Source organism: Sulfitobacter sp. 1A15258, from assembly GCF_043557045.1.
GTDB lineage: Bacteria > Pseudomonadota > Alphaproteobacteria > Rhodobacterales > Rhodobacteraceae > Sulfitobacter > Sulfitobacter faviae.
Map to the genome: position 1 here is coordinate 319,076 of NZ_JBIFFK010000001.1, position 26,029 is coordinate 345,104.

The window sequence follows — 26,029 nt, forward strand, 5'->3', positions numbered from 1 at the left end:
ATTTCTTTAAAAGAAATCGGCTTCGGAATTTTCAAAAAATTCCGTTCAGCAAATTGAGGCTTGGTAGATTTTCTCAATGTTCTGCCCAAGCGCCTCGTTGAACTCCGCGTCCGTCATCTTGAAGTTCAGCCCTTCGGTCAAAGCGCGGGAGAAGCTGGCGATCATGGTCCGGTTCTTGCCCAGCCGTTCGCAGGCTTCCGCTGTGGAATAGCCACCCGACAGCGCCACGACGCGCAGAACATTGGCATGTTCGGCCAGATCATCATAGAGACCGGCCTTCTCGGGGATCGTCAGCTTCAGCATCACCATCTCACCTTCGGGCAGCGCCTTCAGGTGTTTCGCGATCTCACCGTGCAAAATTTCTTCGGCCTCGGCCTTGCTCACGGAGTTGATGTTCACCTCGGGCTCGATGATCGGCACGAGACCGGCGGCACAGACCTGTTTGGCCAGTTCGAACTGCTGCGCCACCACGGCGGCGATGCCGTTTTCATTGGCCTCATGAATAACAGAGCGTTCCTTGGTGCCGAAGATGCCGTGCTTTACCGCGCGGGCCAGCAGATCGTCGATCTCCATGATCGGCTTCATCATCTGCACGCCGTTATTGGTCTCTTCCAGACCCTTGTCGATCTTCAGGAAAGGCACCACGCCGCGGTCTTCCCAGAGCAGCTGCGCGACCGGTTTGCCATTGATCGTGTCATCCATCGTGCGCTCGAAAAGGATCGCGCCAATCACTTTTTCAGAGGTGAAATCATCGGCCAAGATGATCCGCGCGCGCATGTCATGGACGGCTTTGAACATCTCTTCGTCGCCGTTGTAATCCGACGGTTCCACGCCATAGAGGCTCAGCGCCTTGGGGGTGGAGCCACCCGATTGATCAAGCGCCGCGATGAAGCCCTTGCCGCTGTCCATTTGCTCAAGTTGCGCCTTGTCGTAGCCCATGTCACCCAGGTCCTATTTTGATTCCGTTCGCTGCGTTTCTAATTGAAACGCAAAGCCGATGATAGCAGCTAGCGTCTTGATAGCGCTAACCAAATGCCCTTATCTGAACGGACGGTCAAATGTGCGACAGGCACTGGCACGCGGTCCGGTTGGGCGGTCACGCGGAAGTCGCGCAGGATGCGCGACAGGATCAGCGGCCCCTCGACCATGGCAAAGCCCGCCCCAGTGCAGACCCGCGGCCCGGCGGAGAATGGGATGAAAGCGTCGCGCTGGCACTGTCTGCCGTTCTCAGTCTGCCAGCGGGTCGGGTCAAAGCCGTCGGGGTTGTCCCAGAGCCGTTCGTGGCGGTGCAGATGCCACGGGCTGAGCACCAGTTGCGCGCCTTGTTTCACCTGTCGGTCACGGAAGCGTTCGGGGCAGCGGTTCTCGCGCACCATCATCGGCACCGGCGGGTAGAGGCGCAGCGTCTCGCGAAATACATCGCGGCTGAGCTTGAGTTTCGACATCACCGCGAAATCGCAGGTCTCAAGCGCCTGCGCCTCTTCCGCCAGTCGCTCTTGCCACGCGGGATGGGTGGCCATCAGGTACAGTGCCCAAGCAAGGGCCGAGGCGCTGGTCTCATGCCCTGCAAGAAAGAAGATCGCGACCTGATCGACCATCTCTTGGGTGTCGAAGCGCTCTCCGGTTTCGGGATCGGCTTGGGTCATGATCTTGGTGGCAAGATCATCGGGCGCGGTGCCCGCCTCGATCTGCGCCATGCGCGCGCGGGTCAGATCGGTGATCAGTGTCCTGATCCGCGCCGCGCTGGCCCGCGTGTCGCGGCGAAACAGGCGCGGCATCCAGCGCGGCAGCGGCAAAAGCGCCCCGAGGTTCAGGATTGGCTGGCTGCGCTGGTAATTGCGAAACTCGTCAAAAACCGCGCGGGCGACCTCATGTTCGATCGGCAGGGAAAACAGCGTGCGAAAGATCACATCGGCGGCGGCGTGGCTTGTCTCAGCCTCGATCTCGACCACCTCACCCGCCTTGGGCTCCAGCCGTGCCGCAGCCGCCTCTGCCGCGTCCCACATGGCTGGAAAGGTCTCGCGCAGGCGCCCGCCCTCGAAGGCTGGGTCGATAATGCGGCGCTGGCGTTTCCATGTCTCGCCATTGGTCAGAAAGACGGAGTTGCCCAAGAGGGGCCGCAGCCCCTCGCCGATGCGGTCGGACTTGGGGAAATCTTCGGGCCGGTCTTTCAACACGGTTTTCACCAGTTCGGGCTGGTTCATCAGGTAGCTGCGGAAGAAGGGCGTTTTGAACTCGGCCATCCACGCCCGATAGAGCCGCGCGGGCTGGGCCGAGAGGATGTCGGCGCGAAACAGTTTGGCATAGCGCCAGAGCGACACGCGGTCGGGCCGCGCGGGGGGTTTGGGCGGATGGCTCATGCGGCGACAGAGGTGTATTTGCTGACCGCGTGGTCGATCCGGGATTTCGACGCGGGCCGTCCGTCATAGCGCGTGGCGAGTGTCTGGGGCCCGGCAGTGATCTGGAAATAATCGTAGTCGCGTGGCCGGTCAAAGGCGCAAAGATACTGGAAATGCAGCCGGAAGAAGCGCCAGCGCAGCGCCTTCCAACGCGCGGGACTAAGCGTTTGCGTGAAGGCGGCGGAGAAGACCAGCGGCCAGCGTTTCCCCTCGGGGGCCACGCCGGACACCGACACCGGATCGCAAAGCGCAAAGGCGCAGCCATCGCCCGGGGCGGTGACATCGACCCAAGCCAATTCATCACGCGCCGAGAGATAGCGCAGATCGCTGCGCAACCGCTCGGCCCGGGGCAAGAAAGACACCATTGGCACCACCTGCCCCAGCGTGAGGAAACCCAGAGCAGGCCCGCCTTCGGCCACCCTGCCCGACCGGATCAGATCGGCCAGCACAGAAACCCCCAGATGCGCGCCCGAGGAATGGCCGACGACCAACACCTCGTCGACATCATCAGTCAGCGCGGCGGCGATGGCATCGCCAAAGGTGGCCATCCGGGCCTCAAGCTGCGGTGGATTCGCGCCCTTGGTGGCGGCGGAATAGGCGTAGTCATGCATGAGGTAATAGGCGAAAAACTTGCCGTCCTTCTTTTTGAACCAGCGCAGCAGGGCAATGCCCAACCCCATGCCCAGTGCCGCGAAGGCGAGCCGCGCGGCCCAATGATCGCTGAGCATGCCGAGAAGGCCATAGCTCAACAGGCCAAGCGCCACCGCCAGCAGCGCCTGCGCGATCAACATGCCAACGGGGTAGAGTGCGGCGATCACCGGCCCCTTGCGCAGTCGCATGAGCCGCCAGAGCGCGCCCGACCCGATGTAGACCCAAGCGGTGCGGAGCAATTGCCAATAGGTCGCGGGGATCGAACTGCTCATGCTTTCGCGCACGATGTCGGACCAGACCAGAACCTCGACCTGCGCGCTCACCCGCTGCCCGTCGATCTCAGCATCCACCTGCCAGCCGTAATTCCCGCGGCCTGCTTTCGGCTTCAGCCCAATCTCATAGCCCGAGATCGCCGCCTGCGCCGCGCTTTCCTTGCGGTACAGCTCGCGGTAGCGGCGCGGGTGAATCGGATCGTAGCCGGGGATGTAGAACACCCGGCGCGTTTTCACCGTCTTTCCCTGCGCTTTGCTTACCATGCCCGCCCTCTTCTTCGGCATAGTCTAGCCGTAATTCGGGGCGAGAATAAGGCTTAACCCACGGTTGCGAGGATCGGGAAGGTTTCGAGCAGCCAAAAAGAGAAGGCGGTGAAGGCACCGGTCAGCAAGGCCAGCCCGACGAGCACAAGAAGCCCCCCCATGATCCGCTCAATCAGCTTCATATGCGGTTTGATCCGATTCATCAGTGTCATCGCGCGGGTGATGAACATCGCGGCCAGCAGGAACGGAATGCCCAGCCCTGCCGCATAGACGCCCAGCAAAAGCGTCCCGCGAGAGACGGAAGCCTCGCTCGCCGCGAGCGACAGGATTGCGCCGAGCTGCGGGCCGATGCAGGGCGTCCAGCCAAAGGCGAAAGCCAGCCCCAGAACATAGGCGCCAAAGCTGGAGCCGCCCTTGTCGCCCGCGTCCAACCGCGCCTCTTGGTCCAGAAAGGGAATGCGGAAAAGGCCGATGAAATGCAGGCCAAAGACGATGATCACCACGCCGGAAATCTTAGCGAAAAGCGCCTGATTCTGAAGAAAGAACATCCCAAAGGCCGAGGCGGTGAAGCCCAAGAGCACGAAGACGGTGCTTAGCCCCAGCACGAAGAACAGCGCCGCCACCACCGCCCGCCGCCGCGCGCTGGATTGGCTCGACATGTCATTGATCGACACGCCCCCCATATAGGCCAGATATGGCGGCACGATGGGCAGCACGCAGGGCGACAGGAAACTGAAAATCCCGGCGACAAGGGCGATGGTCATGGCCGGCAGGATCCCGGCGTCGAGGAGGCTTATTTCAAACATGACCGACTCCTAGACCGACATGGCCCCGGCGTCACCTGTCATATTGTCACAAGATCGTGGACCTCGGGACCGGCTTGGCTTAACTGATCTTATGAAGATCGAAAAACTGGATGCCACGGGGCTTCTCTGCCCCCTGCCCGTGCTGAAGGCACGCAAACGACTGGCCGCGCTGGCGCCGGGCGATCAGCTTCACATGACGGCGGATGACCCCGCCGCCGTGATCGACGTGCCGCATTTCTGTGCCGAGGCGGGCCATCAGCTGACCGAAACCCGGACCGAGGGCGCGGCAGAGCTTTATATCATCACCAAGGGCGGCTGAGCGGGCGCGGTCGCGCCGTCTTTCTTACCCTATCGCCAAACTGAAAACGGCGGGCCTGAGAGCCCGCCGTTTGCTTTATCTAGAGCGCTTTAGCTGCCCAGCGACCACCAGCCGCGCCGTTTGGGCTTGGGCTTTTCGGCGGGCTGCTCTTCTACCTTTTCGGCCACCGGCTCAGGAGCGGTTTCGGCAGCGGGTGCCTCGGCCTCCACCGGCTGCGGCGCGGGGTCGGGCTGCGGCTCAGGCTGAGGCGCTTCCGCGACGGGCGGCGCCGTTTCCGGTGACGGGGCCGCGATGGGCGCTTCGCTCGGCAGGGCTTCGGCCATTGCATCGGGCGTGGCCTCGGCGACCGGCTCGACCGGCTTGGCCTTGGCCCGGCTGCGGCGCTTGGGCTTCGGCGCGGGTGCGGCCTCTTCCTCACTTGCCACGGCGTCTGCGCTCACGGTCTCTTCCGCCGCTTCGGCTGCGGGTTTCTTGGTCCGTCGGCTACGCTTGGCCTTGGGCTTGGGCGTCTCCTGCCCTTCGGCCTCGGCGCTGACCTTCGGCGCTTCGCCTTCTGCGGCGGCAAGGGCTTCGGGCGCGGGTTCCGCTTCGGGAGCGACTTCGGCCTTAGGCTTGCGCGAGCGGCTGCGGGATTTCGGCTTGGGCTTCTCCTCGGCGGCGGGCGCGGCTTCCGCTTCGGCCTGCGGGGCTTCCGCCTCTACCGGCGCGGTTTTCTCGCCCTCGTCCGATTTCGCTTCGTCCTGCTGCTGAGCACCGTTTTGATCCTCTGCACCGTTTTGCTGATCGCCATTGCCACTGCGGCCACGGCCACCCCGGCTGCGACGACGACGACGGCGGCGCTTGGATTTGCCCTCGCCCTCTTCACCATTGCCATTGCCGTTCCCGTTGTCGGAGGGGCTGGCGTCCTGTGCGGCGGGGGCCTCTTCGGCCTCGGCGGCGCTCTCATCCTCGTCGATTTGATCCATGAGGGAAGTATCGACCGAGACGACGTGATCCGAGACGGGCGGCACGGTGCGCGTGGCCGTCTTGAACTTCTCGATGTGGAAGTCGGGGCTCACCAGCGACGGATCGCCCTCGATCCGCACGGACATGCCGTAGCGCATTTCGATATGGGCGATATGCTCGCGCTTTTGGTTCATCAGGAAGTTGGCGATGCCCACGGGCGCGCGCACCAGTACTTCGCGGGAGCGGCGGCGGGTGCCTTCTTCCTCGATCTGGCGGATGATCGACAGGGCGAGGTTATCGTCCGAGCGCACGAGGCCGGTGCCGTGGCAGGCGTGGCAAGGCTGGGTCGTCGCCTCGATCATGCCGGGACGCAGACGCTGACGCGACATTTCCATCAGGCCAAAGCCCGAGATGCGGCCGACCTGGATCCGCGCGCGGTCGGTCTTGAGCCGATCCTTCATGCGCTTTTCGACGGCGGCGTTGTTCTTGCGCTCGTCCATGTCGATGAAGTCGATCACGATCAGGCCCGCAAGGTCACGCAGACGCAGCTGGCGTGCCACCTCATCGGCGGCCTCAAGGTTGGTCTTGAGCGCGGTCTGTTCGATCGAACCTTCCTTGGTCGCCCGGCCCGAGTTCACGTCGATCGCTACCAGCGCTTCGGTCACACCGATCACGATATAGCCGCCCGAGGGCAGTTGCACCGTCGGGTTGAACATGCCCGAGAGGTAGCTTTCCACCTGATAGCGGGCGAAGAGCGGCAGGCTCTCGTTGTAGAGCTTCACGTTCTTGGCGTGGGACGGCATGATCATCTTCATGAAGTCCTTGGCGATGCGGTAGCCGCGCTCGCCTTCAACGTGAATCTCATCAATCTCGCGGTTATAGAGGTCGCGGATCGAGCGTTTGATCAGGTCGCCTTCCTCGTAGATCTTGGCGGGCGCGATGGATTTCAGCGTCAGCTCGCGGATCTGCTCCCAGAGGCGCTGGAGGTATTCGTAATCGCGCTTGATTTCGGCCTTGGTGCGTTTCGCCCCGGCGGTGCGCACGATCAGGCCCGCACCTTTCGGCACCTCGATCTCGGTCGCGATCTCTTTCAGTTTCTTGCGGTCGGCGGCATTGGTGATCTTGCGTGAGATGCCGCCCCCACGGGCGGTGTTGGGCATTAGCACGCAGTAACGACCGGCGAGGCTGAGATAGGTGGTCAGCGCCGCACCCTTGTTGCCACGCTCTTCCTTAACGACCTGCACCAGCAGGATCTGGCGGACCTTGATGACTTCTTGAATCTTGTAGCGGCGCGGGCGCGGTTTGCGCACGGGGCGGATGTCTTCGCTGTCGTCTTCATCGGCGACGGATTCGATGGAATCGTCCTTCGCCGTGGCATCGCTGCCTTTGTCCTCGCCATCGGCGTCTTCACCGTCGGCCTGCGCGTCATCCTGGGCGTCGGCATCCTCGGCCTTTGCCGCGTCATCCGCCTTGGCCGGGGCCGCGTCCTCGGCCTTGGCGATATCACCCTCCGCCGCATCATTCTCGGGCTCTTCAACCGGCGTCTCCGCGACCCGCTCCATGGGCGAGCTGCCCTCTTCGCTGTCGAGATCGACGGTTTCCATGCCCGCGATCTGATCGCTGTTGTCCTCGGCGACCTCGGCGGTGGCTACGGCATCATCGCTGTTGGTCTCGGCCGCTTGGCTCTTCGACCGGCTGCGTGACCGCGAGCGAGTCCGCTTAGGTTTTTCTTCCTCGTCATCCTTGGCGGCCTGCGCTTCGGCATAGGCGCGCTCTTCTTCCAGCAGCGCCTGACGGTCGGCCACGGGAATCTGGTAATAATCGGGGTGAATTTCCGAGAAAGCGAGGAAACCGTGACGGTTGCCGCCATAGTCGACAAAGGCCGCCTGAAGCGACGGCTCGACCCGTGTAACCTTGGCTAGATAGATATTGCCAGCAAGCTGGCGTTTGTTTTCCGATTCAAAATCGAATTCTTCGACCTTGTTTCCGTCCACGACCACGACCCGAGTTTCCTCGGCGTGGGTGGCATCGATAAGCATTTTCTTAGACATAGATCCATTATGCACAGCACCCGCGCACAAAAGGCCCCTGGCGGGGCTTCGGGCTGGGAGGTGTGACTTGTCAGGGCGATGGAGGACGCGGCAACAGCAGGGCCACGAATGGCCCCCGACTGTCTGCTCTGAGCATCTGCGCGCGTCATCGCGGTTCTTCTCCGATGCGAGGGCTCTGCGGCCTCTCCCATCCATTAATTAGCTGTGCTTCGGTCGGGCTAACCCTCGCGAATATCAGCGGTTCTTCGGCCGTTTCCGGCCCAATCGGTCTGCTGGCCCCCCGGTGTCGGGCGGGCACGGCAGCGAAACTGTCAAAAGTCACCCCACGCCGGTCGGGCGTTACGGGACTTATCCGGCTAGTTAAGGGCTTTACGGGGTGAAACACAATGGTCAATCGAATGAGCAACAGTCAAATGCGCTTTATCCCCGGTCGGTTGACAAGGCGCATGGGCTTGGAAACATTCAGACTGTCGCAGCGGCTGTCGCCGGTCGACGCTATTGAATTGCCTTGCCGCCGATGCGGCCCAGAGTTTCAAAGGACCGCTCTCATGCCTAAATTTCTGCGCCCCGCGCTTTGTCTGACCCTTCTGGGCCTCACCGCCTGTGATGAGATCGCCGTGGCCGACGACCCCGCAGCGCTGGCGGAATTGCGCGGGCAGAAAAGCTGTGTCTCTGCGGTGGCCCAGCAAACCGGAGCGGCGGGGGTTGCGATCAATACCACCTGTCCGGTCGTTGAGCTTTACCGCCATATCGTCGATGTGCCCGGCGCGGCGAGCTGGTCTTGCATCACCGATCCGAATGGCAAAGCGGTCGAGATCGCGGAGCAGCGCAACGGTTAAGCCGCGCTGCTTGTGGGGCGCGGTCAGAGGTAATCTGACCGCTGCAACCCGTATTTCGCCATCTTCTCATTTAATGTCCGGCGCGGCAGGCAGAGCTCGTCCATGACGCTGGCGATCGAGCCCTTGTGGCGGCGCATGGTGTTGTCGATCAACATACGCTCAAAGGCTTCGACATATTCTTTCAGCGGCTTGCCCTCGGTGGTCATCACCGGCTGCATTTCGTCATGGTCACTCATCAACAGCGAGGCAATGGTGCCCGAGCCGCGGCGCGATTGCAGCACGGCGCGTTCGGCGACGTTGATGAGTTGACGCACGTTGCCGGGCCAAGGCGCCTGCAACAGCTGTGCCGCCTCTTGCGCGCTAACCTGAGGCGCCTCGCAACCGTATTCATCCGCGAATTGATCGCTCAACCGAGTAAAGAGCGTCAGAATATCCTCGCCCCGTTGGCGCAGCGGGGGCACGGTGATGCGCAGGGCCGCCAGACGATAAAACAGGTCCGAGCGCAGCGCGTCTTCCGAGGTGCGCCCTGCCTCTTGCAGGTTCGAGATGGCGACGATCCGCGTCTCCGCCGGGGTGCCCTGCTCGTTGATCGCGCTTAGCAGCCGGGCTTGGAGCTGCTCGGACAGCGCTTCGATATCCTCCAAAACCAAAGTGCCGCCGCGGGCTTCTTCGATGGCGGGCAGTTGCGCGTCTTCGGGCTGCATCGGGCCGAATAGGCGCTTGGCCAGCGCTTCTTCCTCCAAGGCGCCGCAAGAGACGAGCACGAATTTCTTGCCTGCCCGCGAGCCTACGGCGTGCAGCGCATGGGCGACCAAAGTCTTGCCCGTCCCGGTTTCCCCGTCGATCAGCACATGCCCATCGGCCTGCCCCAGATCAAGAATATCTTCGCGCAGGCGTTCCATCACCGGGGATTGGCCGATCAGCTTTTTCATTAACTGGCCGCCGTCGGACAGTTCACGCCGCAGCGCGCGGTTGTCCATGACCAGCCGCCGCGCGTTGGTGGCTTTCTTGGCCAACTCGCTCATCCGGTCGGGGTTGAAGGGCTTTTCGAGGAAATCGAACGCGCCCACCCGCATCGCCTCAACCGCCATCGGCACATCGCCATGGCCGGTGATCATAATGACCGGCAGGGCCGAGTCGCTGCCCATGAGTTTTTTCAAAAACTGCATCCCGTCCATGCCCGGCATCTTGATGTCGGAAATGACGATGCCCGGATAATCGGGCCCCAATGTCTTGAGCGCATCCTCGGCACTGCCGAAGGTTTCCGTGTCATAGCCCGAAAGGGCAAGCCACTGGCTGATCGACTGCCGCATGTCCTGTTCGTCATCTACAATCGCGATTTTCATTGCCTGAGCCATGCGTTCACTCCGCCGCTTCTATCTTCGTTTCATCTGCCAATATGGGCAGTTGCATTTCAAAAACAGCGCCACCGTTCTGTCCGTTGCGCGCTGTTAGCCTTCCGCCGAGGTCGTTCACGATCCCCGATGAAATGGCAAGACCCAGCCCAACGCCATCGCCGGGCTGTTTGGTCGTGTAGAAAGGTTCGAACAGCGCGTCCAAGTCTTCGATCCCCGGGCCATTGTCGCGCACGGTCAATGTCGCCGTCTCCCCCGCTGATAGTATAATGTCCACCTGAGGGTTTCGTTCCGATTTTGTTGCGTCTAATGCGTTTCTTAACAGGTTTACCATAACTTGCTCGATCCGCATACGGTCTCCCATCACCATGACTGGATTATCGGGTAGAATCCGGCTGATCTGGACCTGTCGTTGGCGCAATTGTGGCTCCATCATCGACAGGGACGATGCCAGCGCCGCGCCCATGTCGACCGGAGAGAAAGCCTCCTGCCCCTTGCGGGCATAGGATTTCAGCTGCCGGGTGATCGCGCCCATCCGTTCGATCAGATCGTCGATCCGCCCAAAGGACGATAGCGCCTCATCTTGCCGGTTGCGATTGAGCAACAACCGCGCGCCCGCCAGATAGGTCTTCATCGCGGCAAGCGGTTGGTTCAACTCATGGCTGACGGCGGCAGACATCTCGCCCAAGGCGGCGAGTTTCGATGACTGTTCAAGGGTTTGCTCGGCTACGGCGAGGGTCTGTTGCACGCGCTTTCGTTCGGCAATCTCACGTTGCAGGGCAAGGTTCAGCGCCCGCAGTTTTGCCGATTCCCGTTGGAAGATCGCCAGCCTTCCGGCCGTGCGACGGCTAAGGAAGTAGAACGCCAAGGCCAGCAGGATCGCAAAACCCATCACCTCAAGCGCCAGCACGCCGTTCACCTTCTCGCGGACCGAGGCATAGGTGGTGTAGCTGCTCATCCGCCAGCCCCGGAACGGGATCCGGTTTTCCAGACGCATCACCGCTTCGCCCTGCAAATAGGCGTCGGGCGGCAACGCGGTCCAATCGGTGGTGGCTTGGATGGCGCGCTCGATGGCGCTTTGCGGCGTGTGATTGGCTAGGGCTTCGGGTTCGGTCAGGCCACGCCAGCGCGGCTCGGTGGCGAGGATGATCTGCCCGGTGCTGTCCATGACGATCACCGCATCGGAAATCCCGGCCCATGCGCGCTCGAACTTCTGCAAGTCGACCTCGACCGCGATCACGCCAAGGGTCGTGCCGCCCGACTGCATCCGCCGCGAATAGAGGAAACGATAGCCGCCCTGCTCCCGCTCAATCGTCGAAAAGATCGTCGCGTTGGAGCGGATGGCGTCGACGAAATAAGGCTCGGATTTATGCGCAGATCCCAAACGGTTGCGGTCGGTCGCCGCCACCGTGCGCCCGTCGATGTCATAAAGCATCAAGGAGGCCGCGCCAATCTCTTCCACGAAGGAGATAAGCCGTTGCGTCGACAGGGAATAATCCGCCGTTTGTAGCGCCCCGATCAAGGTGGGGTCGCGGGCCAAAAGCTGCGGCACGATGGCATTCTGGCGCAGTTCCGCCAGCAGGTTGCCGCTATAAAGCGCGATGCGCAGTTCGGCGCGGTTGCGGGTGCTTTCGGTAAAACGGTCGGTCAGCAGTTTGTTGGTGATCGAAATGGTCACCACGGCGAGGATCATCAGCGCCGCGATGGCGAACCGCACCCGCCAGGATACGGCCATGCTATTGCCTTCGGAACCGGATGTATCACTCATCGCGGCAACCTACGCGCTCCGCGCGCCGCACTCAAGTCAGGCGGTTTGCAAAGCACCGGTCAATGCGCGGAAGAGCGCCGCCCCATCCGTATTGCCATGCGCCGCTTCCGCCGCCCGCTCAGGGTGCGGCATCATGCCCAGCACCCGGCGGTTTTCCGACAGGATGCCCGCGATGTCATCGCGCGCGCCATTCGGGTTCTCGGCATAGCTAAAGGCCACGCGATCTTCGCCGCGCAGTTTCGCAATCGTCTCGTCATCCGCGAAATAGTTGCCGTCGTGGTGGGCGATCGGAATGTCGATGACCTGACCAGCGGTGTAGCCAGAGGTGTAATCGCTCGCCGTGGTCTCAACCTTGAGGCCGACAGTCTTGCAAATGTACTTTAGCCCTGCGTTCCGCAGCAACGCGCCCGGCAGCAGGCCGGTTTCGGTCAGCACCTGAAAACCGTTGCAGATCCCCAGCACATAGCCGCCCCGTTCCGCATGGGCTGCCACTGTGCGGCAGATCGGCGAATTCGCGGCGATGGCCCCGCAGCGCAGGTAATCGCCATAGGAGAACCCGCCGGGGATCCCCACGATATCAACGCCTTGCGGCAGTTCGCTGTCCTTGTGCCAGACCATGGAGACCTTGGCGCCCGCGGCTTTGAAAGCCACGGCAAGGTCGCGATCGCAATTGGACCCGGGAAAGACAACCACCGCTGCGTGCATCAGGCCAGCTCCACCGAATAGGATTCGATCACCGTATTGGCCAAGAGCTTTTCGCACATGGCGTTCACATCAGCCTCGGAGGTGCCTTCGGCGAGGTCAAGTTCGATCACCTTGCCCTGACGCACACCGTTCACCCCGTCAAAGCCCAAGGCTCCGAGCGCGTGGCGAACCGCTTCGCCCTGAGGGTCGAGCACCCCGTTCTTCAGCATCACATGCACCCGTGCTTTCATGGCGCGACACCCCTTTGTAACATCTGCAAATTGAACGGCGAAGCCGCGTTAGTTGATCAGCGTCGGCTTGGTCACCGGCGCGTTGTTCTTGGGCATGACGCCAAGGCGTTTGGCCACTTCGGTATAGGCATCGGTGAGCGAACCCAGATCGCGGCGGAACACGTCTTTATCGAGCTTCTGGCCCGTTTCGATGTCCCACAGGCGGCAGCTGTCGGGGCTGATCTCATCGGCAACGATCAGACGCTGGAAATCACCGTCGTAAACGCGGCCAATCTCGATCTTGAAGTCCACCAGCTTGATGCCCACGGCCATCATCACGCCCGACATGAAGTCATTGACCCGCAACGCAAGGCTCAGAATATCGTCCATGTCTTGCTGGCTGGCCCAGCCGAATGCGGCGATATGCTCTTCTGTCACCAGCGGATCGCCGAGCGAGTCGTCCTTGTAGCAATATTCGACAATCGGGCGCGGCAGCTGTGTGCCTTCTTCGATGCCAAGGCGCTTGGACATGGAACCGGCGGCATAGTTGCGCACGATTACTTCCAGCGGAATGATCTCAACCTGCCGCACGAGCTGTTCGCGCATGTTCAGGCGTTTGATGAAATGCGTCGGCACGCCGATGCTGTTCAGGCCAGTCATAAAGAACTCGGACAGGCGGTTGTTCAACACGCCCTTGCCTTCGATCGTGGCTTTCTTCTCGGCGTTAAAGGCCGTGGCATCGTCTTTGAAATATTGAACGATCGTACCGGGCTCGGGACCTTCATAGAGGATCTTTGCCTTGCCTTCGTAGATCTTGTTGCGCCGGGCCATGGGCATCCTTTCCAACAGGGGGCCGGGAACATCCCCGCCGCTTGCGCTTCTCTTAGTGCAAGCACCCCGCTGCTGCAAGCATGGCCCGCCACCTTTGCCCCGCCACTTGCGAGAACGGGCAGGCGTTCGCATATCAAACGGGTAACAACAGCAATCGGAGACCTGCCATGAGCAATTTTGACGACCGCGCAAATGCCTTTGAAAGCAAGTTCGCCCACGACGCGGACATGCAATTCCGCGCCGAGGCGCGGCGCAACAAGCTTCTGGGCCTCTGGGCTGCTGAACTTTTGGGCAAATCCGGCAGCGACGCCGAGGACTATGCCAAAGAGGTCGTGAAATCTGATTTCGAAGAGGCGGGCGACGAAGACGTTTATCGCAAAGTCTCGGGCGATCTGGGCGACCGCGCGGATGAGGCGACGATCCGCGGCAAGATGCAAAGCCTGATGGCCGAGGCCAAGGCGCAATTGCTGAGCGAGACAAGCTGACCCCCCCCCTGCGCCCCGGTCTTAGCACCGCGGTGCAGCCTTCCCGCCTGCCCTCATAATGAAGATGAATATTATGAGATTGCCCCCAAGTGGCCGCCATGACATCAGGCGAAATTCCCAGACCCAACAGGAGCCCCCATGAGCAACGCATTCACCGATCTTCTCGCTGAAAAGGGCAGTTTGCTCGCCGATGGGGCCACGGGCACCAATCTGTTCAACATGGGGCTGATGTCGGGCGATGCGCCCGAATTGTGGAACACCGACGAGCCTGCCAAGATCACCAAGCTTTACCGTTTCGCGGTGGATTCGGGCAGCGATCTGTTCCTGACCAATTCCTTCGGTGCCAATGCCGCCCGTCTCAAGCTGCACGACGCGCAGAACCGCGTGCATGAGTTGAGCCGCGTCTCCGCCGAACTGGCGCGCGAAGTGGCCGATACTGCCGAGCGTAAGGTGATCGTTGCAGGCTCTGTCGGCCCCACGGGTGAGATCATGGAGCCTGTGGGCACCCTGTCGCATTCCCTCGCCGTTGAGATGTTCCACGAGACCGCCGATGGGCTCAAGGCAGGCGGTGCCGATATCGGCTGGCTAGAGACGATCAGCGCCCCCGAAGAATACCGTGCCGCTGCCGAGGGGTTCCAGCTTGCCGGTCTGCCGTGGTGTGGCACGATGAGCTTTGACACCGCGGGCCGCACGATGATGGGGCTGACTTCCGAAGGGATGGTCGACTTGGTGCATGGGCTCGACAACATGCCGCTGGCCTATGGTGCCAACTGCGGCACCGGCGCCTCTGACCTGCTGCGCACCGTGCTTGGCTTTGCCGCGAAGAACGGCACGCTACCGATCATTTCGAAAGGCAACGCAGGCATCCCGAAATACGTCGAAGGCCACATCCACTATGACGGCACGCCCGAGTTGATGGCGCGCTATGCGGTGATGGCCCGCAACGCAGGCGCAAGCATCATCGGCGGTTGCTGCGGCACCCTGCCCGAGCATCTGGTCGCCATGCGCGAGGCGCTCGACAGCACCGAAAAAGGCCCGGCCCCGACGTTGGAGCAGATCCGTGAAGAGATCGGTGATTTCTCTTCCGAAAGCGATGGCACCGATGGCCAAGGCCCCACCCGCGCGCCGCGCCGCGGGCGTCGCCGGGGCTGAGGCTCAGAACAAGCTCAATTGATCGCCCTTTTCGGAGGGCGGTCGAAACAGATCACAGCGCAGCGGCACGCCGGAACGGGCCAGCCCCAAACGTTTCACCGCCAGATCGAAACGTTGCGCCACCATCTGCGCATATGGCCCCTCGCCCCGCATCCGCTTATGCCAGCCCGCGTCATATTCCTTTCCGCCATGCATATCGCGTAACCGCGCCATGATCCGCTCGGCCCGGTCGGGGTAATGGGTGGCCAGCCAGTCCTGCACCAACGGCGACACCTCTTGCGGCAGGCGCAGCATGATCCAGCTTGCATGCCGCGCGCCGGCGTCGCGTCCGCCGGTGAGGATCGCCTCCAACTCCGGGTCCGTCAGCGCCGGGATCATCGGCGATGCCATGATCCGCACCGGGATCCCTGCTTCCGACAGTTTTCGGATCACCTGCAACCGCCGCTGCGGCGCGGGCGCGCGCGGCTCCATCAAGCGGCTCAGCTTTGCGTCCAGCGTGGTCACCGAAATGCCGACCGCCGCCAATCCGCGCCCTGCCATGTCGCCCAAGATGTCGATGTCGCGTTCGATCAGGCTGCCCTTTGTGACGATCGCCACCGGGTGATTGAACGCCGATAACACCTCAAGGCACTCTCGCATGATGCCATGGGTCTTTTCGATCGGCTGATAGGGATCGGTGTTTGTGCCGATGGCGATGGGCGCGACTTGATAGCGCTTCGACCGCAGCTCCCGCGCCAGAACGTCCGGCGCTTCGGGGCGGGCGATCAACTGGGTTTCGAAATCCAAGCCCGGCGACAGGCCGAGGTAGGCATGGCTGGGCCGCGCGAAACAATAAACGCAGCCGTGTTCACAGCCGCGATAGGGGTTGATCGAGCGGTCGAAAGGCAAATCCGGCGAGCGGTTGTAGGTGATCACCCGGCGCGGCACTTCGATACTGGTCTGGGTGCGCAGCACCGGAAGCACCTCGTCACGCGCCCAACCGTCATCTTCGGCGACGCGGCTATGACGCTCAAACCGGCCCGCATCATTGCTGCCTGCCGCGCGGCCAAGCACGCGGAATCGCTGGTCTTCCCTATCCATGAAAGAAGGTTAGAACATTGCGCGAACATCGGCAAGTAACCTCGTGCAAACCCTTGTCCTTACACCGCAAAAAGCAGTAGTTTGCCCCCAATGCGTCGCGCAAGGCGCGGCCGATGTCGCAAACCGCGACCCCGGCGCCAACATTCCGTGAGACAAGGGCTCAAGTGTCATGCACCTGCACGCCCAGCAGAAGGAAACACCATGTCGGAAGAAGACGATATCATCCTGGCCGAGTTGGACGACGAAGAACTGGTCCAGCAGATGTTCGATGACCTCTATGACGGTCTCAAGGAAGAGATCGAAGAAGGGGTGCAAATCCTGCTCGACCGCGGGTGGGAACCCTATGAGATCCTGACCAAGGCGCTTGTCGGCGGGATGACCATCGTCGGCGCGGATTTCCGCGACGGTATCCTTTTCGTGCCCGAAGTGCTGCTGGCCGCCAATGCGATGAAGGGCGGCATGGCCATCCTCAAACCGCTGCTTGCGGAAACTGGCGCGCCGCGCGTGGGCAAGATGGTGATCGGCACCGTCAAAGGCGACATTCACGACATCGGCAAGAACCTCGTCGGCATGATGATGGAAGGCGCGGGTTTCGAGGTTGTCGATCTGGGCATCAACAACGCGGTCGAAGCCTATCTCGAAGCGCTCGAAGCGGAAAAGGCCGATATCCTTGGCATGTCCGCCCTGCTGACCACGACCATGCCCTATATGAAAGTGGTGATCGACACGCTGGTCGAACAGGGCAAGCGCGATGACTATATCGTGCTTGTCGGTGGCGCGCCGCTGAACGAGGAATTCGGCAAGGCCATCGGTGCCGATGCCTATTGCCGCGACGCTGCCGTGGCGGTTGAAACCGCGAAAGACTGGATGGGCCGTCGACATAATTCGGCCAACGCCTGAGCCTCTCGCCCCTGCCCGCTTGGCTTGGGGCGCGGTGACATGCGATGGTATCGGCATGGATGACACCCCGCTCCCAGATGACCGAACCCTGACCCAAGACGGGCTCGCGCCCACCCGCGCGGGCCGTATCTTGCTGATCGCCTGCGGGGCACTGGCGCGTGAGATTTTGGATCTGAAAGCCGCCAACGGTTGGACCCATCTGGACCTGACCTGCCTGCCCGCGAAATATCACCTCTACCCGGCAAAGATTACGCAGGCGGTGCGTGATACGGTCGCCAAACACCGTGCGGATTACGACGATTTCTTTGTTGTCTACGCCGATTGCGGCACGGGCGGCGGGCTGGAACGCGCCTGCGCAGAACTCGGCGTGCAAATGGTCGCCGGGCCGCATTGCTACAGCTTTTTCCAAGGCAACGATAGCTTCGCCAAAACCGCCGAAGATGAGATCACCACCTTCTACCTCACCGATTTTCTGGTCCGGCAGTTCGACGCTTTCATCATCAAACCCATGGGCCTCGACCGGCATCCCGAGCTGCGCGACATGTATTTCGGAAATTACGAAAAACTGGTCTATCAGGCGCAGACGGATGACCCGGCGCTGACCGAAAAGGCCCAAGACTGCGCCGCGCGGCTCGGCCTTGCGTTCGAGCGGCGCTTCACGGGTTACGGTGATTTGGAGAGCGCATTGCGCGCCCTTTGATCGCTACGCTTCCTGAGCGGCCGTCTCGCGCACCCGCTCGATCATCGCGCGCAATCCGTTGGACCGCTGCGCCGAGAGGTGATCGTTCAAACCCAGCCGCGCCAGTTCCGCTTTGGCGTCGACGCCGCCCACTTCGGCGGGCGACAAGTCGTTGTAAAGTTTGCGCAAAACCGCGATCAGCCCCGAAACGATCATCGCATCGCTGGCCCCGTCAAAATGCAGCTTGCCGCCCTCGAACTGCGCGTGCAGCCAAACCTGAGAGGCACAGCCATCGACCTTGGTCGCGGGCACGCGCAGCGGCTCGGGCAATGGCTCCATCGCTTTGCCAAGGTCGATCACATGACGATAACGGTCTTCCCAATCGTCCAGAAACTCGAAATCCTCGACCAGTTCTTCAAAGGCAGGCGTCGCCATCTGTGCACTCTCTTTGGGTGAATTCCATTGCGTGACAGGTAGGATGCCGATGGGCAAAGGTCCACCCCCTTCCCAAGGCTGGCGGGATGGGGTAGCACAAGGCAAGTAAACTTAACGGCGGTTCCCATGCGCAAGACAATCCTCGCTCTTTTGGCTTCGACCCTTTTGGTATCCGCCTGCGGCACGGTCCGTGACAGTCGCATCAATCCGTTGAATTGGTTCGGCCCCGCCCGTTCGGTGGAGGCCGCCCCGGCGGAGAGCACGAACCCCCTGATCCCGCAGCGCAGCGGGCTGTTCGCGCGGCGCGCGGTTGAGGTCGACACCTATGAGGGGCGCCCGTTCGAGCAGATCACCGATCTGACCATTGAGCCGGTGCCGGGCGGTGCGATTCTGCGCGCCACCGGGCTGGCGGCACGCCAAGGCATCTACAAAGTGCGCCTGACCCCCGCGACCCCGGATGAGACGCCCGTACACGGTGTTCTGACCTATCGTTTGGAAGGGGTCCGGCCCGACAAGGCCACCCCGCAAGGCAGCCGCCCCACGCGCGAAGTGATTGCCGGGCGTCGCCTGACCGATCAGATGCTGGCCGGCGTGCGTGAGATTCGCGTCGAAGGGCAGCTAAACGCGCTGGTCTCTCGCCGCTAAGACGCCGCATGCCCTCTATTGAGAAAGAGCCGCCTCTGATCGGGCGGCTCTTTTCGTTTCAGACTTTGACGGCTTTCACGTCATTGCCATCAGCGGCCAAGGCGATCTTGCCCTCGCAGAGCAGTAGCGCATCGGCGCCAAAGACTTCATGTCGCCAGCCGCGCAGCGCCTGCACGTCACGCTCCCCCGCCGAGAGCATGTCGAGATCGCTGGCCGAGGCGATGAGCTTGGCGGCAACGCCCGCGCTCTCGGTCTTGGCCTTGAGCAGCACGCGCAGAAGATCGGCTAGCGCCGGGTTCACTTGGAGCTTGTCGCGTTTGCGGTCGGGCTGCGGCATGTCGGCGGGTTTGCAGGCCACGCCTGCGGCCACGGCTTTCAGGATGCCTTCGGCGATTTCACCCTTGCGGGCTTCACGCAGCAGCAACCGGGCGCGGTTCAACTCTTCGCCATTCGACGGCTTGAGGCTCGCCAATTCGACCAGCGCGTCATCTTTGAACACCCGGTTGCGCGGGATGTTGCGGCTGCGGGCGTAATCCTCACGGAAGGCCGCCAACTCGCGGACGATCGCCAGAAACTTGGGCGAATTGGTCCGGGTCTTGACCCGTTTCCACGCATCCTGCGGTTGGGTGACATAGGTGTCGGGGCTGAGCAGCGTTTCAAGCTCTTCGGCCACCCACCGCGCACGCCCGGTCTGTTCAAGCTTGTGGGCGAGAAATTCGTAGATTTGGCGCAGATGGGTCACGTCGGCCAGCGCATAGGTCTTCTGCGCCTCGGTCAGCGGGCGGCGCGACCAATCGGTAAAGCGCGAGGTCTTGTCGAGCGACTGATGCGCGATTTTGCGCACCAAGGTCTCATAGCCCACCTGTTCCCCAAAGCCGCAGACCATCGCGGCGACTTGCGTGTCGAACAGCGGCTTGGGAAAGACCTTGGCATCGACATAGAAGATCTCGAGATCCTGCCGCGCGGCGTGGAAGACCTTGACCACCGACGTGTCGCGGAACAGATCGTACAGCGGCTCAAGCGAGATGCCATCGGCCAAAGGGTCGACCAACACGGCGTTGCTGTCATCGGTGCCGGGCATGGCAAGCTGAACAAGGCAGAGTTTGGAGTAATAAGTCCGCTCACGCAGGAATTCCGTGTCGACGGTCACGTAATCATGGCGCGCAGCCTCTTCACAGAATTGCGCGAGGTCGGCGGTCGTGGTGATGGTTTTCATATATGCTCTTTGACATGTTGCACGCCCGGTCATCGGGCTTTGCCAAAGAGGTACATCACGCGAGAGGGTTTGACCAGCGTCAGCCCGTGAGAAGGACCGGCTCTCGCCCACCAGCGGCGAAACGGCGCAGCACGGCGGGGTAGAGGCGGTGTTCCTGCACCAGCACCCGCTCGGCCAAACTCTCGGTCGTGTCGCCGGGCAGGACGGGGATGCGCGCCTGACCAAGGATCGGACCGTCATCAAGTGCGGCGGTCACCTCATGCACGGTGCAGCCATGTTCGGTATCGCCAGCGTCCAGCGCGCGGGCATGGGTGTGCAGCCCGCGGTATTTCGGCAATAGCGAAGGGTGGATGTTGATCATCCGCCCGGCCCAGGCATCGGTAAACCCTTCGGTCAGTTTGCGCATGAAACCAGCAAGGCAGATGATGTCAGGCGCATGGGCCTTAAGCGCGGCGCTGAGCGCCGCCTCAAAGGCCGGGCGGTCCTTGCCGAAGGGGCGGTGATCGACCACTTCGGTCGCGATCCCCTGCCCCTGCGCCCAAGCGATCCCCCCCGCATCCGCGTTGTTCGACAGCACCAGACAGGGGCGGCCTGCATGGTCGCCGGTCATATCCTCGACCAGCGCCCGCATGTTGGAGCCGCCGCCCGAGACGAAAATCGCAACCCGCTTGGTCAAAGCAGCGCACCGGAATAGGTGACGCCATTGCCGGTGGTGATGCGCCCGATCTCAATCGCGCTATGGCCATCCTCGCCAAAGGCGGCCTTGGCGGCCTCGACCTTGTCGGCGGAAACCACGGCGACCATGCCGATCCCGGCGTTGAAGGTCTTGAGCATCTCGGCCTCGGCCATGCCCCCTTCGGCGGCCAGCCATTTGAACACCGGCGGGAGTTCCCATGCATGGAGGTCGATCTCAGCAGCCAGCCCCACGGGCAGGACACGCGGCAGGTTCTCGGTCAGGCCACCGCCCGTGATATGCGCCAGAGCCGAGACGGCATCCGCGCGCAGAGCCGCGACGGCGCCTTTGACGTAGAGTTTCGTGGGTGTGAGCAGCGCATTGCCGAGATCACCTTCACCCCATGGGCAATCGTCACTCCAGCCCAGACCGCTCCGTTCAACGATCTTCCGCACAAGGCTGTAGCCGTTGGAATGGACCCCGTCGCTCCGCAGGCCCAAGAGCACGTCGCCCTCTTTCACGTCGCGCGGCAGCTCGGTTCCCCGCTCCATCGCGCCGACCGAGAAACCAGCGAGATCGAAGTCGCCCGCGTGATACATGCCCGGCATTTCAGCCGTCTCGCCCCCGATCAAGGCACAACCGGAATCGGCGCAGCCCTTGGCGATGCCTTCGATGATCCGCGCGGCGCTGTCGAGCTCCAGTTTGCCGGTCGCGAAATAGTCGAGGAAGAAAAGCGGCTCCGCCCCTTGGCAGACCAGATCGTTGACGCACATGGCCACCAGATCAATGCCGATGCTGTCGACATTACCGGTGTCGATGGCAATGCGCAACTTGGTGCCCACGCCATCGGTCGCGGCGACCAGCACCGGGTCCGTGAACCCTGCGCCTTTCAGATCGAACAGCGCGCCAAAGCCGCCAAGGCCAGACATGACGCCGGGCCGCGCGGTGGATTTCGCCGCCGGCTTGATCCGCTCTACAAGCGCGTTGCCTGCGTCAATATCCACGCCTGCTTCGGCATAGGTGATTCCGTTGTCGGATTTTGTCATGGTCATGGCCCCCGGCGCGCATTTTCCCTTGCGCGCGGGGTTAGAGTATTGCGCGGCCCACTGCAATCATTTGGTGCAGCTAATGTCTTGACGCTCGGCCTGCGGCGTCATACCCAAACGCTCATGGCGGGCCTGTAGCTCAATTGGTTAGAGCAGAGCGCTCATAACGCTTTGGTTGCGGGTTCAAGTCCTGCCGGGCCTACCATACTTCCGCCCCCGCCTTTCGTGGCCGTCACCGTTTGGCGCTGACGTGCCAGTTCACCTGCATCTCGACCACCGTCTCACCCGCCTCGTTCTGAATGTCGACCGCCACGTCAAAGGCGACTTTGCCGTCTTCTTGCAGCGCGCTCAGCAGGTCACCCCCGGGGCGCGAGGTTTTGGCAAAGGCGGTCAGCGTGCCTTCGGCGATCTTCTTGAAGGTGATCTGCCCCATGGCCGCCACGGGGCGCATGTCCATGATCACCGGCGCAATAGCCCCCGCCATGGCAGCCCCCGAGGCGGCTTCGCCCAGCGTGAACATCGCGCCGGCGTGCTGCGTGCCGATGTGGTTCGACGTCTCATGCCGCTGCACCAATTCGGCGCCGGCGGTGCCGTCTCCGATCTCAAGCAGTTTCACCCCGACATGGGCGGCAAAGGGCACGGCCGTGTCGAGATGGGCTTTGATCATGTCATAGGGGGTCATCGCTGCGCTCCGTATTAGGGTCCCCTCACTGTGGCAAAGCCGGACGCGTCGCACAATCATGCCGCCGGGTCACCGCGCGATGACGATATCGGCGCGCAGCCCGCCTAGGCGGTCCGATTCCCCAAGCCGCAGCACCCCGCCATGGGCGCGGGCGATGTCGGAGGCGATGGCAAGGCCAAGGCCCACGCCGCCGCCCTTGTCCTGATTGCGTGCAGGATCGAGCCGCGAGAAGGGCCGCGTCGCCTCGTCCCGCCGCGCTTCTGGAATGCCGGGGCCGTCGTCTTCGACCCGGATCCGCAGGGTGCGATCGCTCAGCATGACCGAGACTTCGGCCTGCGTGCCATAACGCACGGCGTTTGAGATCAGGTTGTCGACCGCCCGGCGCATCGCCACCCGGCGCAGTTTTACGATCCCCTCGCCCGCGCCTTCGGGGGGCAGCAGCGTGACCCTGCGCCCGGCCCGCTGCGCGTCTTCGACAATGGCGCTGACGAACCCATGCGGGGCAACCTCTTCAGGCTCACCCTCAGCGGCGCCCTTGGCGAAGTTCAGGAATTCGTCCAGCATCCGTTGCATGTCATCCACATCGGCCAGCAGCGGGGCTGCATCCTCTTCGTCGATCATCGACAGGCCGAGGCGCATCCGGGTCAGCGGCGTGCGCAGGTCGTGGCTCACCCCCGAAAGCATCAGCGTGCGTTGCTCGATCTGCCGCTCGATCCGGGCGCGCATGTCGACAAAGGCGTTGCCCGCCGCGCGGACTTCGATGGCGCCGGTGGGAGTATAAGGCTCATGCCGCCCCCGGCCAAAGGCCTCCGCCGCGCGGGCCAGACGTTTGATGGGGCGCAGCTGATTGCGCAGATAGATCGTGGCGATATAGCTCAAAAGCACGCCGAAAAACACGGTGTAGACGAAAAGCTGATGCGGGTTCGAGGCCGATATGCGCCGCCGCTCGAACTGGATGCGCAGCGGCCCGTGCACGCTCTCGATATAGAGCACGACGAAATCGTCATCGCTGAGGTCCACCGCTTCGATCCCGTCCATCTTGCTGCGCAAGCGCGGGATCAGCACGCGGCCCGAATAGTCGTACCACAGCATGCTGTCTTCTTCGGGCAGCGGACGGTTGGCGGGCGTCACCACGAAATCAAGCGGACCCGCCCGCGCCTCAACCGCCGTGGGCACGGATTGCGCATCGGGGGCCGTTCCGACCGCCAGCATGACCAGTTCCAGTTCCCGCAGAACCGTATCGGTCATCTGGCCGGTGACACCTTCGAAATGCCTCTGCGCAAAGATCACCACGACGACCAACTGCAAAAACACCACTGGTAACAGAAGGATCAGCGCGGCACGTCCGTAGATGCCGCGCGGCACATATCGTTTGAGCCAGGCAAAATTCATGGCTAGACCTTAGCCAGCCCCCTGCCCCAGCGAAAGGTGAAACCATGCTGCCGCCCGACAACTTCGACCCCGAGATTGGCCTTGCCGAAACCCTGGAACCCGGGCTGCGGCGGATCGTGGCGCCCAACCCCTCACCGATGACCTATCGCGGCACCAATACCTATCTCTTGGGCGAGACCGGCGTGGCGGTGATCGACCCCGGCCCCGACAGCCCCGCGCATCTTGAGGCGATCCTCGCCGCAATCCAGCCCGGGCAGCGGATCAGCCATATCATCGTGACCCATACGCATCTGGATCACTCGCCGCTCGCCCGCCCGCTGGCCGCGCGTACGGGGGCCGAGGTATGGGCCTTCGGTGAGGCCACGGAGGGCCGTTCGACGGTGATGCAGGGGCTTGCTGAGGCGGGGTTGATGGGCGGCGGCGAAGGTGTGGACCACGGGTTTCGCCCTGATCACACTTTGGCCGATGGGGATGTACTGAAGGGGGACGGCTGGACGCTGGAGGTGCTGCACACGCCAGGCCATATAGGCAATCACGTTAGCCTCGCTTGGGGCGATGCCTGTCTGACAGCGGATCACGTCATGGGCTGGGCGACCTCCCTCGTCTCGCCCCCTGATGGGGACCTGACTGATTTCATGGCCTCCTGCGAGAAGCTGGGCGCGCGGCAATGGCGGGTGTTCTACCCCGGTCACGGCGCACCGGTGAGCGACCCCAACGCGCGGCTCGACTGGTTGGTGGCGCATCGTCGCGCGCGGGAGGTGTCGATCCTCGACGCGCTGGCTGCCGGGCCCGCGACGGCAGAGGACCTCGCTCGCGCCATCTATACCGAAACGCCTGCCGCGCTCTTGGGGGCGGCCACGCGAAACGTGCTCGCACATCTGGTCGATCTGACAGGCCGTGGGCGTGTTGCCCCAGAGGGCACCTTGCAGGCAGAGGCGCGTTTCACTCTCAACTCATAGGGGAATGCGGGCCTTTCCGTCGCAAAATCGCAACAAACGCCCCATTCTGGGCGCAATCTGGCCCCTTTATGGACCCGAACCACGCCCAAGCTGGTTGCGGGGGTGAGAGACATCAAACCCCAGCGAGCAGCAAAGGAGCTACCCGATGGCCCGACTAGACAGAACGCCGCAACCGCAAAAACCAAAGCCTGCGCCGAAGCCGAACGGCACCTCGGCCCAACCACCGCAGCGCCCCACGCCGCTGATCACCGACTACGCCAGTCTTTGAACGGCGCTCCCCGCGCACCGGATGGGGCTGGTGGATGGGGGGAACTTTGGGGCCGGACCATGCGTTTGCCGCCTAGAGCAACACGCAAGGACAGATATGAAACCCCATACCCCCTCTCACGAAGCTGACCTCGCCCGTCTGCGCCGTTTGGCCGTCAGCATGGACAGCGCCTATAAGCTGCCGATCGTCGGCGTTCGGATGGGATGGGATTCGATTCTGGGCCTCGTGCCGGTGGTGGGCGATACGCTCGCCCTTCTGCCCGCGGCCTACATCCTGAAAGAATCGCACCGCATGGGCGCGCCGAAAAGCGTACTGGCAAAAATGCTGGTGAACACCGGGGTCGACTATGTGATCGGCTCCGTCCCGCTTGTCGGTGACCTCTTCGATATCGGTTGGAAGTCGAAACTGCGCAACGTCGACTTGCTGGAGCGTCACCTAAAAGACCAGGCGGCTAAAGCCCCGCCGCTGGGCAATGTCGAAGGGCGCATGTCCTCGCACCACCCGACGCTCAACAACTGATCACCAAAGAAAAAGGGCCGCCCGAAGGCGACCCTTTCAGTCTTTCCGAAGAATGGGTGGCTTAGCCGACCAGTTCCAGACCGGAGAAGAAGTAAGCGATCTCAACCGCTGCGGTTTCCGGTGCGTCGGAACCGTGGACGGAGTTTTCGCCAACGCTTTCAGCAAATTCTGCGCGGATGGTGCCCTCTGCCGCATCGGCAGGGTTGGTCGCGCCCATCACTTCGCGGTTTTTCGCGATGGCGTTTTCACCTTCCAGAACCTGGGCCACGATCGGCGCGGAGGCCATGAACTCGCACAGTTCGTCGTAGAAGGGACGCTCGGCGTGCACTTTGTAGAACTCGCCCGCCTGCGCTTTGGTCAGGTGGATGCGCTTTTGTGCGACAACGCGCAGGCCCGCGTCTTCGAATTTCTTGACGATGGCGCCGGTCAGGTTGCGGCGGGTTGCGTCGGGCTTGATGATCGAGAATGTGCGTTCGAGGGCCAT

28 protein-coding genes and 1 tRNA gene are annotated in these 26,029 nt (G+C 62.5%); 11 read left to right on the forward strand and 18 right to left on the reverse strand.

What is annotated here, in order from left to right:
* Nucleotides 1-45: 45 nt before the first annotated feature.
* From ACGYK9_RS01580 to ACGYK9_RS01595, 4 genes are all read right to left on the reverse strand, one after another.
* On the reverse strand, nucleotides 46-939 hold the full coding sequence (locus ACGYK9_RS01580) for a fructose bisphosphate aldolase (protein WP_394407809.1): 894 nt from the start codon (nucleotides 937-939) through the stop codon (nucleotides 46-48).
* Between the two features lie 68 nt (nucleotides 940-1,007).
* Nucleotides 1,008-2,360 (reverse strand): cytochrome P450, encoded by a 1,353-nt coding sequence (locus tag ACGYK9_RS01585; RefSeq protein ID WP_394407811.1) that lies wholly within the window; start codon nucleotides 2,358-2,360, stop codon nucleotides 1,008-1,010.
* Nucleotides 2,357-3,586 (reverse strand): hypothetical protein, encoded by a 1,230-nt coding sequence (locus tag ACGYK9_RS01590; RefSeq protein WP_394407813.1) that lies wholly within the window; start codon nucleotides 3,584-3,586, stop codon nucleotides 2,357-2,359. The genes ACGYK9_RS01585 and ACGYK9_RS01590 overlap by 4 nt, the downstream gene beginning before the upstream one ends.
* Nucleotides 3,587-3,639: 53 nt before the next feature.
* Nucleotides 3,640-4,392, reverse strand: a complete 753-nt coding sequence (locus ACGYK9_RS01595) for a cytochrome c biogenesis CcdA family protein (protein ID WP_271687236.1) — start codon at nucleotides 4,390-4,392, stop codon at nucleotides 3,640-3,642.
* Between the two features lie 91 nt (nucleotides 4,393-4,483).
* On the opposite strand from ACGYK9_RS01595, the gene ACGYK9_RS01600 reads away from it, so the two are divergent.
* On the forward strand, nucleotides 4,484-4,711 hold the full coding sequence (locus tag ACGYK9_RS01600; RefSeq protein WP_067266668.1) for a sulfurtransferase TusA family protein: 228 nt from the start codon (nucleotides 4,484-4,486) through the stop codon (nucleotides 4,709-4,711).
* A gap of 89 nt (nucleotides 4,712-4,800) precedes the next feature.
* On the opposite strand, the gene ACGYK9_RS01605 is transcribed toward ACGYK9_RS01600, so the two are convergent.
* On the reverse strand, nucleotides 4,801-7,707 hold the full coding sequence (locus tag ACGYK9_RS01605; protein WP_394407815.1) for an Rne/Rng family ribonuclease: 2,907 nt from the start codon (nucleotides 7,705-7,707) through the stop codon (nucleotides 4,801-4,803).
* Between the two features lie 548 nt (nucleotides 7,708-8,255).
* Between ACGYK9_RS01605 and ACGYK9_RS01610 the strand changes: the two genes are divergently transcribed.
* Nucleotides 8,256-8,546 (forward strand): hypothetical protein, encoded by a 291-nt coding sequence (locus ACGYK9_RS01610; RefSeq protein WP_394407817.1) that lies wholly within the window; start codon nucleotides 8,256-8,258, stop codon nucleotides 8,544-8,546.
* 23 nt (nucleotides 8,547-8,569) lie between these two features.
* Here ACGYK9_RS01610 and ACGYK9_RS01615 read toward each other — a convergent pair whose 3' ends face one another.
* The 5 genes from ACGYK9_RS01615 to purC are packed head-to-tail and all read right to left on the reverse strand — an operon-like array spanning nucleotide 8,570 to nucleotide 13,414.
* A complete protein-coding gene (locus ACGYK9_RS01615; RefSeq protein ID WP_067266663.1) occupies nucleotides 8,570-9,904 on the reverse strand; it encodes a sigma-54 dependent transcriptional regulator in 1,335 nt (444 codons plus the stop codon).
* 4 nt (nucleotides 9,905-9,908) lie between these two features.
* Nucleotides 9,909-11,669 (reverse strand): ATP-binding protein, encoded by a 1,761-nt coding sequence (locus tag ACGYK9_RS01620; protein ID WP_067266661.1) that lies wholly within the window; start codon nucleotides 11,667-11,669, stop codon nucleotides 9,909-9,911.
* Nucleotides 11,670-11,705: 36 nt separating this feature from the next.
* Entirely contained in the window at nucleotides 11,706-12,374 is a 669-nt protein-coding gene (gene purQ, locus ACGYK9_RS01625) for a phosphoribosylformylglycinamidine synthase subunit PurQ (RefSeq protein ID WP_394407819.1), read from the reverse strand.
* Entirely contained in the window at nucleotides 12,374-12,604 is a 231-nt protein-coding gene (gene purS, locus ACGYK9_RS01630; protein ID WP_067266658.1) for a phosphoribosylformylglycinamidine synthase subunit PurS, read from the reverse strand. Before purS ends, purQ begins: the two co-directional genes overlap by 1 nt.
* Nucleotides 12,605-12,652: 48 nt before the next feature.
* Nucleotides 12,653-13,414, reverse strand: coding sequence for a phosphoribosylaminoimidazolesuccinocarboxamide synthase (gene purC, locus ACGYK9_RS01635; protein ID WP_067266657.1), 762 nt, complete (start codon nucleotides 13,412-13,414; stop codon nucleotides 12,653-12,655).
* A gap of 167 nt (nucleotides 13,415-13,581) precedes the next feature.
* Here purC and ACGYK9_RS01640 point away from each other — a divergent pair, with 167 nt between their 5' ends.
* Nucleotides 13,582-13,899 carry a DUF1476 domain-containing protein gene (locus ACGYK9_RS01640; RefSeq protein WP_209217756.1) on the forward strand — a complete coding sequence of 106 codons (318 nt, stop codon included), beginning with the start codon at nucleotides 13,582-13,584 and terminating at the stop codon, nucleotides 13,897-13,899.
* A gap of 138 nt (nucleotides 13,900-14,037) precedes the next feature.
* Nucleotides 14,038-15,051, forward strand: coding sequence for a betaine--homocysteine S-methyltransferase (bmt, locus tag ACGYK9_RS01645; RefSeq protein ID WP_394407822.1), 1,014 nt, complete (start codon nucleotides 14,038-14,040; stop codon nucleotides 15,049-15,051).
* A 3-nt stretch (nucleotides 15,052-15,054) separates the two neighbouring features.
* On the opposite strand, the gene ACGYK9_RS01650 is transcribed toward bmt, so the two are convergent.
* Complete coding sequence (locus ACGYK9_RS01650) at nucleotides 15,055-16,131, reverse strand: PA0069 family radical SAM protein (protein WP_394407824.1); 1,077 nt, start codon at nucleotides 16,129-16,131, stop codon at nucleotides 15,055-15,057.
* A gap of 201 nt (nucleotides 16,132-16,332) precedes the next feature.
* Between ACGYK9_RS01650 and ACGYK9_RS01655 the strand changes: the two genes are divergently transcribed.
* Both ACGYK9_RS01655 and ACGYK9_RS01660 read left to right on the forward strand, forming a co-directional pair.
* A complete protein-coding gene (locus ACGYK9_RS01655; RefSeq protein ID WP_067266651.1) occupies nucleotides 16,333-17,031 on the forward strand; it encodes a B12-binding domain-containing protein in 699 nt (232 codons plus the stop codon).
* Between the two features lie 55 nt (nucleotides 17,032-17,086).
* Entirely contained in the window at nucleotides 17,087-17,731 is a 645-nt protein-coding gene (locus tag ACGYK9_RS01660; RefSeq protein ID WP_394407826.1) for a DUF1638 domain-containing protein, read from the forward strand.
* Nucleotides 17,732-17,734: 3 nt separating this feature from the next.
* On the opposite strand, the gene ACGYK9_RS01665 is transcribed toward ACGYK9_RS01660, so the two are convergent.
* Nucleotides 17,735-18,145, reverse strand: coding sequence for a SufE family protein (locus tag ACGYK9_RS01665; protein ID WP_394407828.1), 411 nt, complete (start codon nucleotides 18,143-18,145; stop codon nucleotides 17,735-17,737).
* 126 nt (nucleotides 18,146-18,271) lie between these two features.
* Between ACGYK9_RS01665 and ACGYK9_RS01670 the strand changes: the two genes are divergently transcribed.
* The gene (locus ACGYK9_RS01670) at nucleotides 18,272-18,790 is read left to right on the forward strand and encodes a hypothetical protein (RefSeq protein ID WP_394407830.1); all 519 of its coding nucleotides are present in this window, start codon (nucleotides 18,272-18,274) and stop codon (nucleotides 18,788-18,790) included.
* A 58-nt stretch (nucleotides 18,791-18,848) separates the two neighbouring features.
* On the opposite strand, the gene rnd is transcribed toward ACGYK9_RS01670, so the two are convergent.
* The 3 genes from rnd to purM all read right to left on the reverse strand — a co-directional run bounded on the left by rnd (nucleotide 18,849) and on the right by purM (nucleotide 21,725).
* Nucleotides 18,849-20,006: a ribonuclease D gene (gene rnd, locus ACGYK9_RS01675; RefSeq protein WP_394407832.1), complete on the reverse strand. Its 1,158-nt coding sequence runs from the start codon at nucleotides 20,004-20,006 to the stop codon at nucleotides 18,849-18,851.
* Nucleotides 20,007-20,085: 79 nt separating this feature from the next.
* On the reverse strand, nucleotides 20,086-20,682 hold the full coding sequence (gene purN / locus ACGYK9_RS01680) for a phosphoribosylglycinamide formyltransferase (RefSeq protein ID WP_394407834.1): 597 nt from the start codon (nucleotides 20,680-20,682) through the stop codon (nucleotides 20,086-20,088).
* Nucleotides 20,679-21,725: a phosphoribosylformylglycinamidine cyclo-ligase gene (gene purM / locus ACGYK9_RS01685; RefSeq protein ID WP_394408952.1), complete on the reverse strand. Its 1,047-nt coding sequence runs from the start codon at nucleotides 21,723-21,725 to the stop codon at nucleotides 20,679-20,681. Before purM ends, purN begins: the two co-directional genes overlap by 4 nt.
* Nucleotides 21,726-21,853: 128 nt before the next feature.
* On the opposite strand from purM, the gene ACGYK9_RS01690 reads away from it, so the two are divergent.
* Nucleotides 21,854-21,930, forward strand: a tRNA-Ile gene (locus ACGYK9_RS01690).
* Nucleotides 21,931-21,957: 27 nt separating this feature from the next.
* On the opposite strand, the gene ACGYK9_RS01695 is transcribed toward ACGYK9_RS01690, so the two are convergent.
* Together ACGYK9_RS01695 and ACGYK9_RS01700 are read right to left on the reverse strand one after the other, a co-directional pair.
* Complete coding sequence (locus ACGYK9_RS01695) at nucleotides 21,958-22,407, reverse strand: DUF4442 domain-containing protein (protein WP_394407836.1); 450 nt, start codon at nucleotides 22,405-22,407, stop codon at nucleotides 21,958-21,960.
* A 69-nt stretch (nucleotides 22,408-22,476) separates the two neighbouring features.
* Nucleotides 22,477-23,799 (reverse strand): ATP-binding protein, encoded by a 1,323-nt coding sequence (locus tag ACGYK9_RS01700; RefSeq protein WP_394407838.1) that lies wholly within the window; start codon nucleotides 23,797-23,799, stop codon nucleotides 22,477-22,479.
* Between the two features lie 44 nt (nucleotides 23,800-23,843).
* Between ACGYK9_RS01700 and ACGYK9_RS01705 the strand changes: the two genes are divergently transcribed.
* From ACGYK9_RS01705 to ACGYK9_RS01715, 3 genes are all read left to right on the forward strand, one after another.
* Nucleotides 23,844-24,758 (forward strand): MBL fold metallo-hydrolase, encoded by a 915-nt coding sequence (locus tag ACGYK9_RS01705; RefSeq protein WP_394407840.1) that lies wholly within the window; start codon nucleotides 23,844-23,846, stop codon nucleotides 24,756-24,758.
* Between the two features lie 145 nt (nucleotides 24,759-24,903).
* The gene (locus ACGYK9_RS01710) at nucleotides 24,904-25,026 is read left to right on the forward strand and encodes a hypothetical protein (protein ID WP_269451603.1); all 123 of its coding nucleotides are present in this window, start codon (nucleotides 24,904-24,906) and stop codon (nucleotides 25,024-25,026) included.
* Nucleotides 25,027-25,122: 96 nt separating this feature from the next.
* Nucleotides 25,123-25,545, forward strand: coding sequence for a DUF4112 domain-containing protein (locus ACGYK9_RS01715; protein WP_271687216.1), 423 nt, complete (start codon nucleotides 25,123-25,125; stop codon nucleotides 25,543-25,545).
* A 61-nt stretch (nucleotides 25,546-25,606) separates the two neighbouring features.
* Here ACGYK9_RS01715 and ndk read toward each other — a convergent pair whose 3' ends face one another.
* Nucleotides 25,607-26,029, reverse strand: coding sequence for a nucleoside-diphosphate kinase (ndk, locus tag ACGYK9_RS01720; protein WP_067266630.1), 423 nt, complete (start codon nucleotides 26,027-26,029; stop codon nucleotides 25,607-25,609).

Coding starts and splice junctions, on each gene's coding strand:
- ACGYK9_RS01580 (WP_394407809.1), bottom strand. CDS start 939: ATGGGCTACGACAAGGCGCAACTTGAGCAAATGGACAGCGGCAAGGGC.
- ACGYK9_RS01585 (WP_394407811.1), bottom strand. CDS start 2,360: ATGAGCCATCCGCCCAAACCCCCCGCGCGGCCCGACCGCGTGTCGCTC.
- ACGYK9_RS01590 (WP_394407813.1), bottom strand. CDS start 3,586: ATGGTAAGCAAAGCGCAGGGAAAGACGGTGAAAACGCGCCGGGTGTTC.
- ACGYK9_RS01595 (WP_271687236.1), bottom strand. CDS start 4,392: ATGTTTGAAATAAGCCTCCTCGACGCCGGGATCCTGCCGGCCATGACC.
- ACGYK9_RS01600 (WP_067266668.1), top strand. CDS start 4,484: ATGAAGATCGAAAAACTGGATGCCACGGGGCTTCTCTGCCCCCTGCCC.
- ACGYK9_RS01605 (WP_394407815.1), bottom strand. CDS start 7,707: ATGTCTAAGAAAATGCTTATCGATGCCACCCACGCCGAGGAAACTCGG.
- ACGYK9_RS01610 (WP_394407817.1), top strand. CDS start 8,256: ATGCCTAAATTTCTGCGCCCCGCGCTTTGTCTGACCCTTCTGGGCCTC.
- ACGYK9_RS01615 (WP_067266663.1), bottom strand. CDS start 9,904: ATGGCTCAGGCAATGAAAATCGCGATTGTAGATGACGAACAGGACATG.
- ACGYK9_RS01620 (WP_067266661.1), bottom strand. CDS start 11,669: ATGAGTGATACATCCGGTTCCGAAGGCAATAGCATGGCCGTATCCTGG.
- purQ (WP_394407819.1), bottom strand. CDS start 12,374: ATGCACGCAGCGGTGGTTGTCTTTCCCGGGTCCAATTGCGATCGCGAC.
- purS (WP_067266658.1), bottom strand. CDS start 12,604: ATGAAAGCACGGGTGCATGTGATGCTGAAGAACGGGGTGCTCGACCCT.
- purC (WP_067266657.1), bottom strand. CDS start 13,414: ATGGCCCGGCGCAACAAGATCTACGAAGGCAAGGCAAAGATCCTCTAT.
- ACGYK9_RS01640 (WP_209217756.1), top strand. CDS start 13,582: ATGAGCAATTTTGACGACCGCGCAAATGCCTTTGAAAGCAAGTTCGCC.
- bmt (WP_394407822.1), top strand. CDS start 14,038: ATGAGCAACGCATTCACCGATCTTCTCGCTGAAAAGGGCAGTTTGCTC.
- ACGYK9_RS01650 (WP_394407824.1), bottom strand. CDS start 16,131: ATGGATAGGGAAGACCAGCGATTCCGCGTGCTTGGCCGCGCGGCAGGC.
- ACGYK9_RS01655 (WP_067266651.1), top strand. CDS start 16,333: ATGTCGGAAGAAGACGATATCATCCTGGCCGAGTTGGACGACGAAGAA.
- ACGYK9_RS01660 (WP_394407826.1), top strand. CDS start 17,087: ATGGATGACACCCCGCTCCCAGATGACCGAACCCTGACCCAAGACGGG.
- ACGYK9_RS01665 (WP_394407828.1), bottom strand. CDS start 18,145: ATGGCGACGCCTGCCTTTGAAGAACTGGTCGAGGATTTCGAGTTTCTG.
- ACGYK9_RS01670 (WP_394407830.1), top strand. CDS start 18,272: ATGCGCAAGACAATCCTCGCTCTTTTGGCTTCGACCCTTTTGGTATCC.
- rnd (WP_394407832.1), bottom strand. CDS start 20,006: ATGAAAACCATCACCACGACCGCCGACCTCGCGCAATTCTGTGAAGAG.
- purM (WP_394408952.1), bottom strand. CDS start 21,725: ATGACAAAATCCGACAACGGAATCACCTATGCCGAAGCAGGCGTGGAT.
- ACGYK9_RS01695 (WP_394407836.1), bottom strand. CDS start 22,407: ATGACCCCCTATGACATGATCAAAGCCCATCTCGACACGGCCGTGCCC.
- ACGYK9_RS01700 (WP_394407838.1), bottom strand. CDS start 23,799: ATGAATTTTGCCTGGCTCAAACGATATGTGCCGCGCGGCATCTACGGA.
- ACGYK9_RS01705 (WP_394407840.1), top strand. CDS start 23,844: ATGCTGCCGCCCGACAACTTCGACCCCGAGATTGGCCTTGCCGAAACC.
- ACGYK9_RS01710 (WP_269451603.1), top strand. CDS start 24,904: ATGGCCCGACTAGACAGAACGCCGCAACCGCAAAAACCAAAGCCTGCG.
- ACGYK9_RS01715 (WP_271687216.1), top strand. CDS start 25,123: ATGAAACCCCATACCCCCTCTCACGAAGCTGACCTCGCCCGTCTGCGC.
- ndk (WP_067266630.1), bottom strand. CDS start 26,029: ATGGCCCTCGAACGCACATTCTCGATCATCAAGCCCGACGCAACCCGC.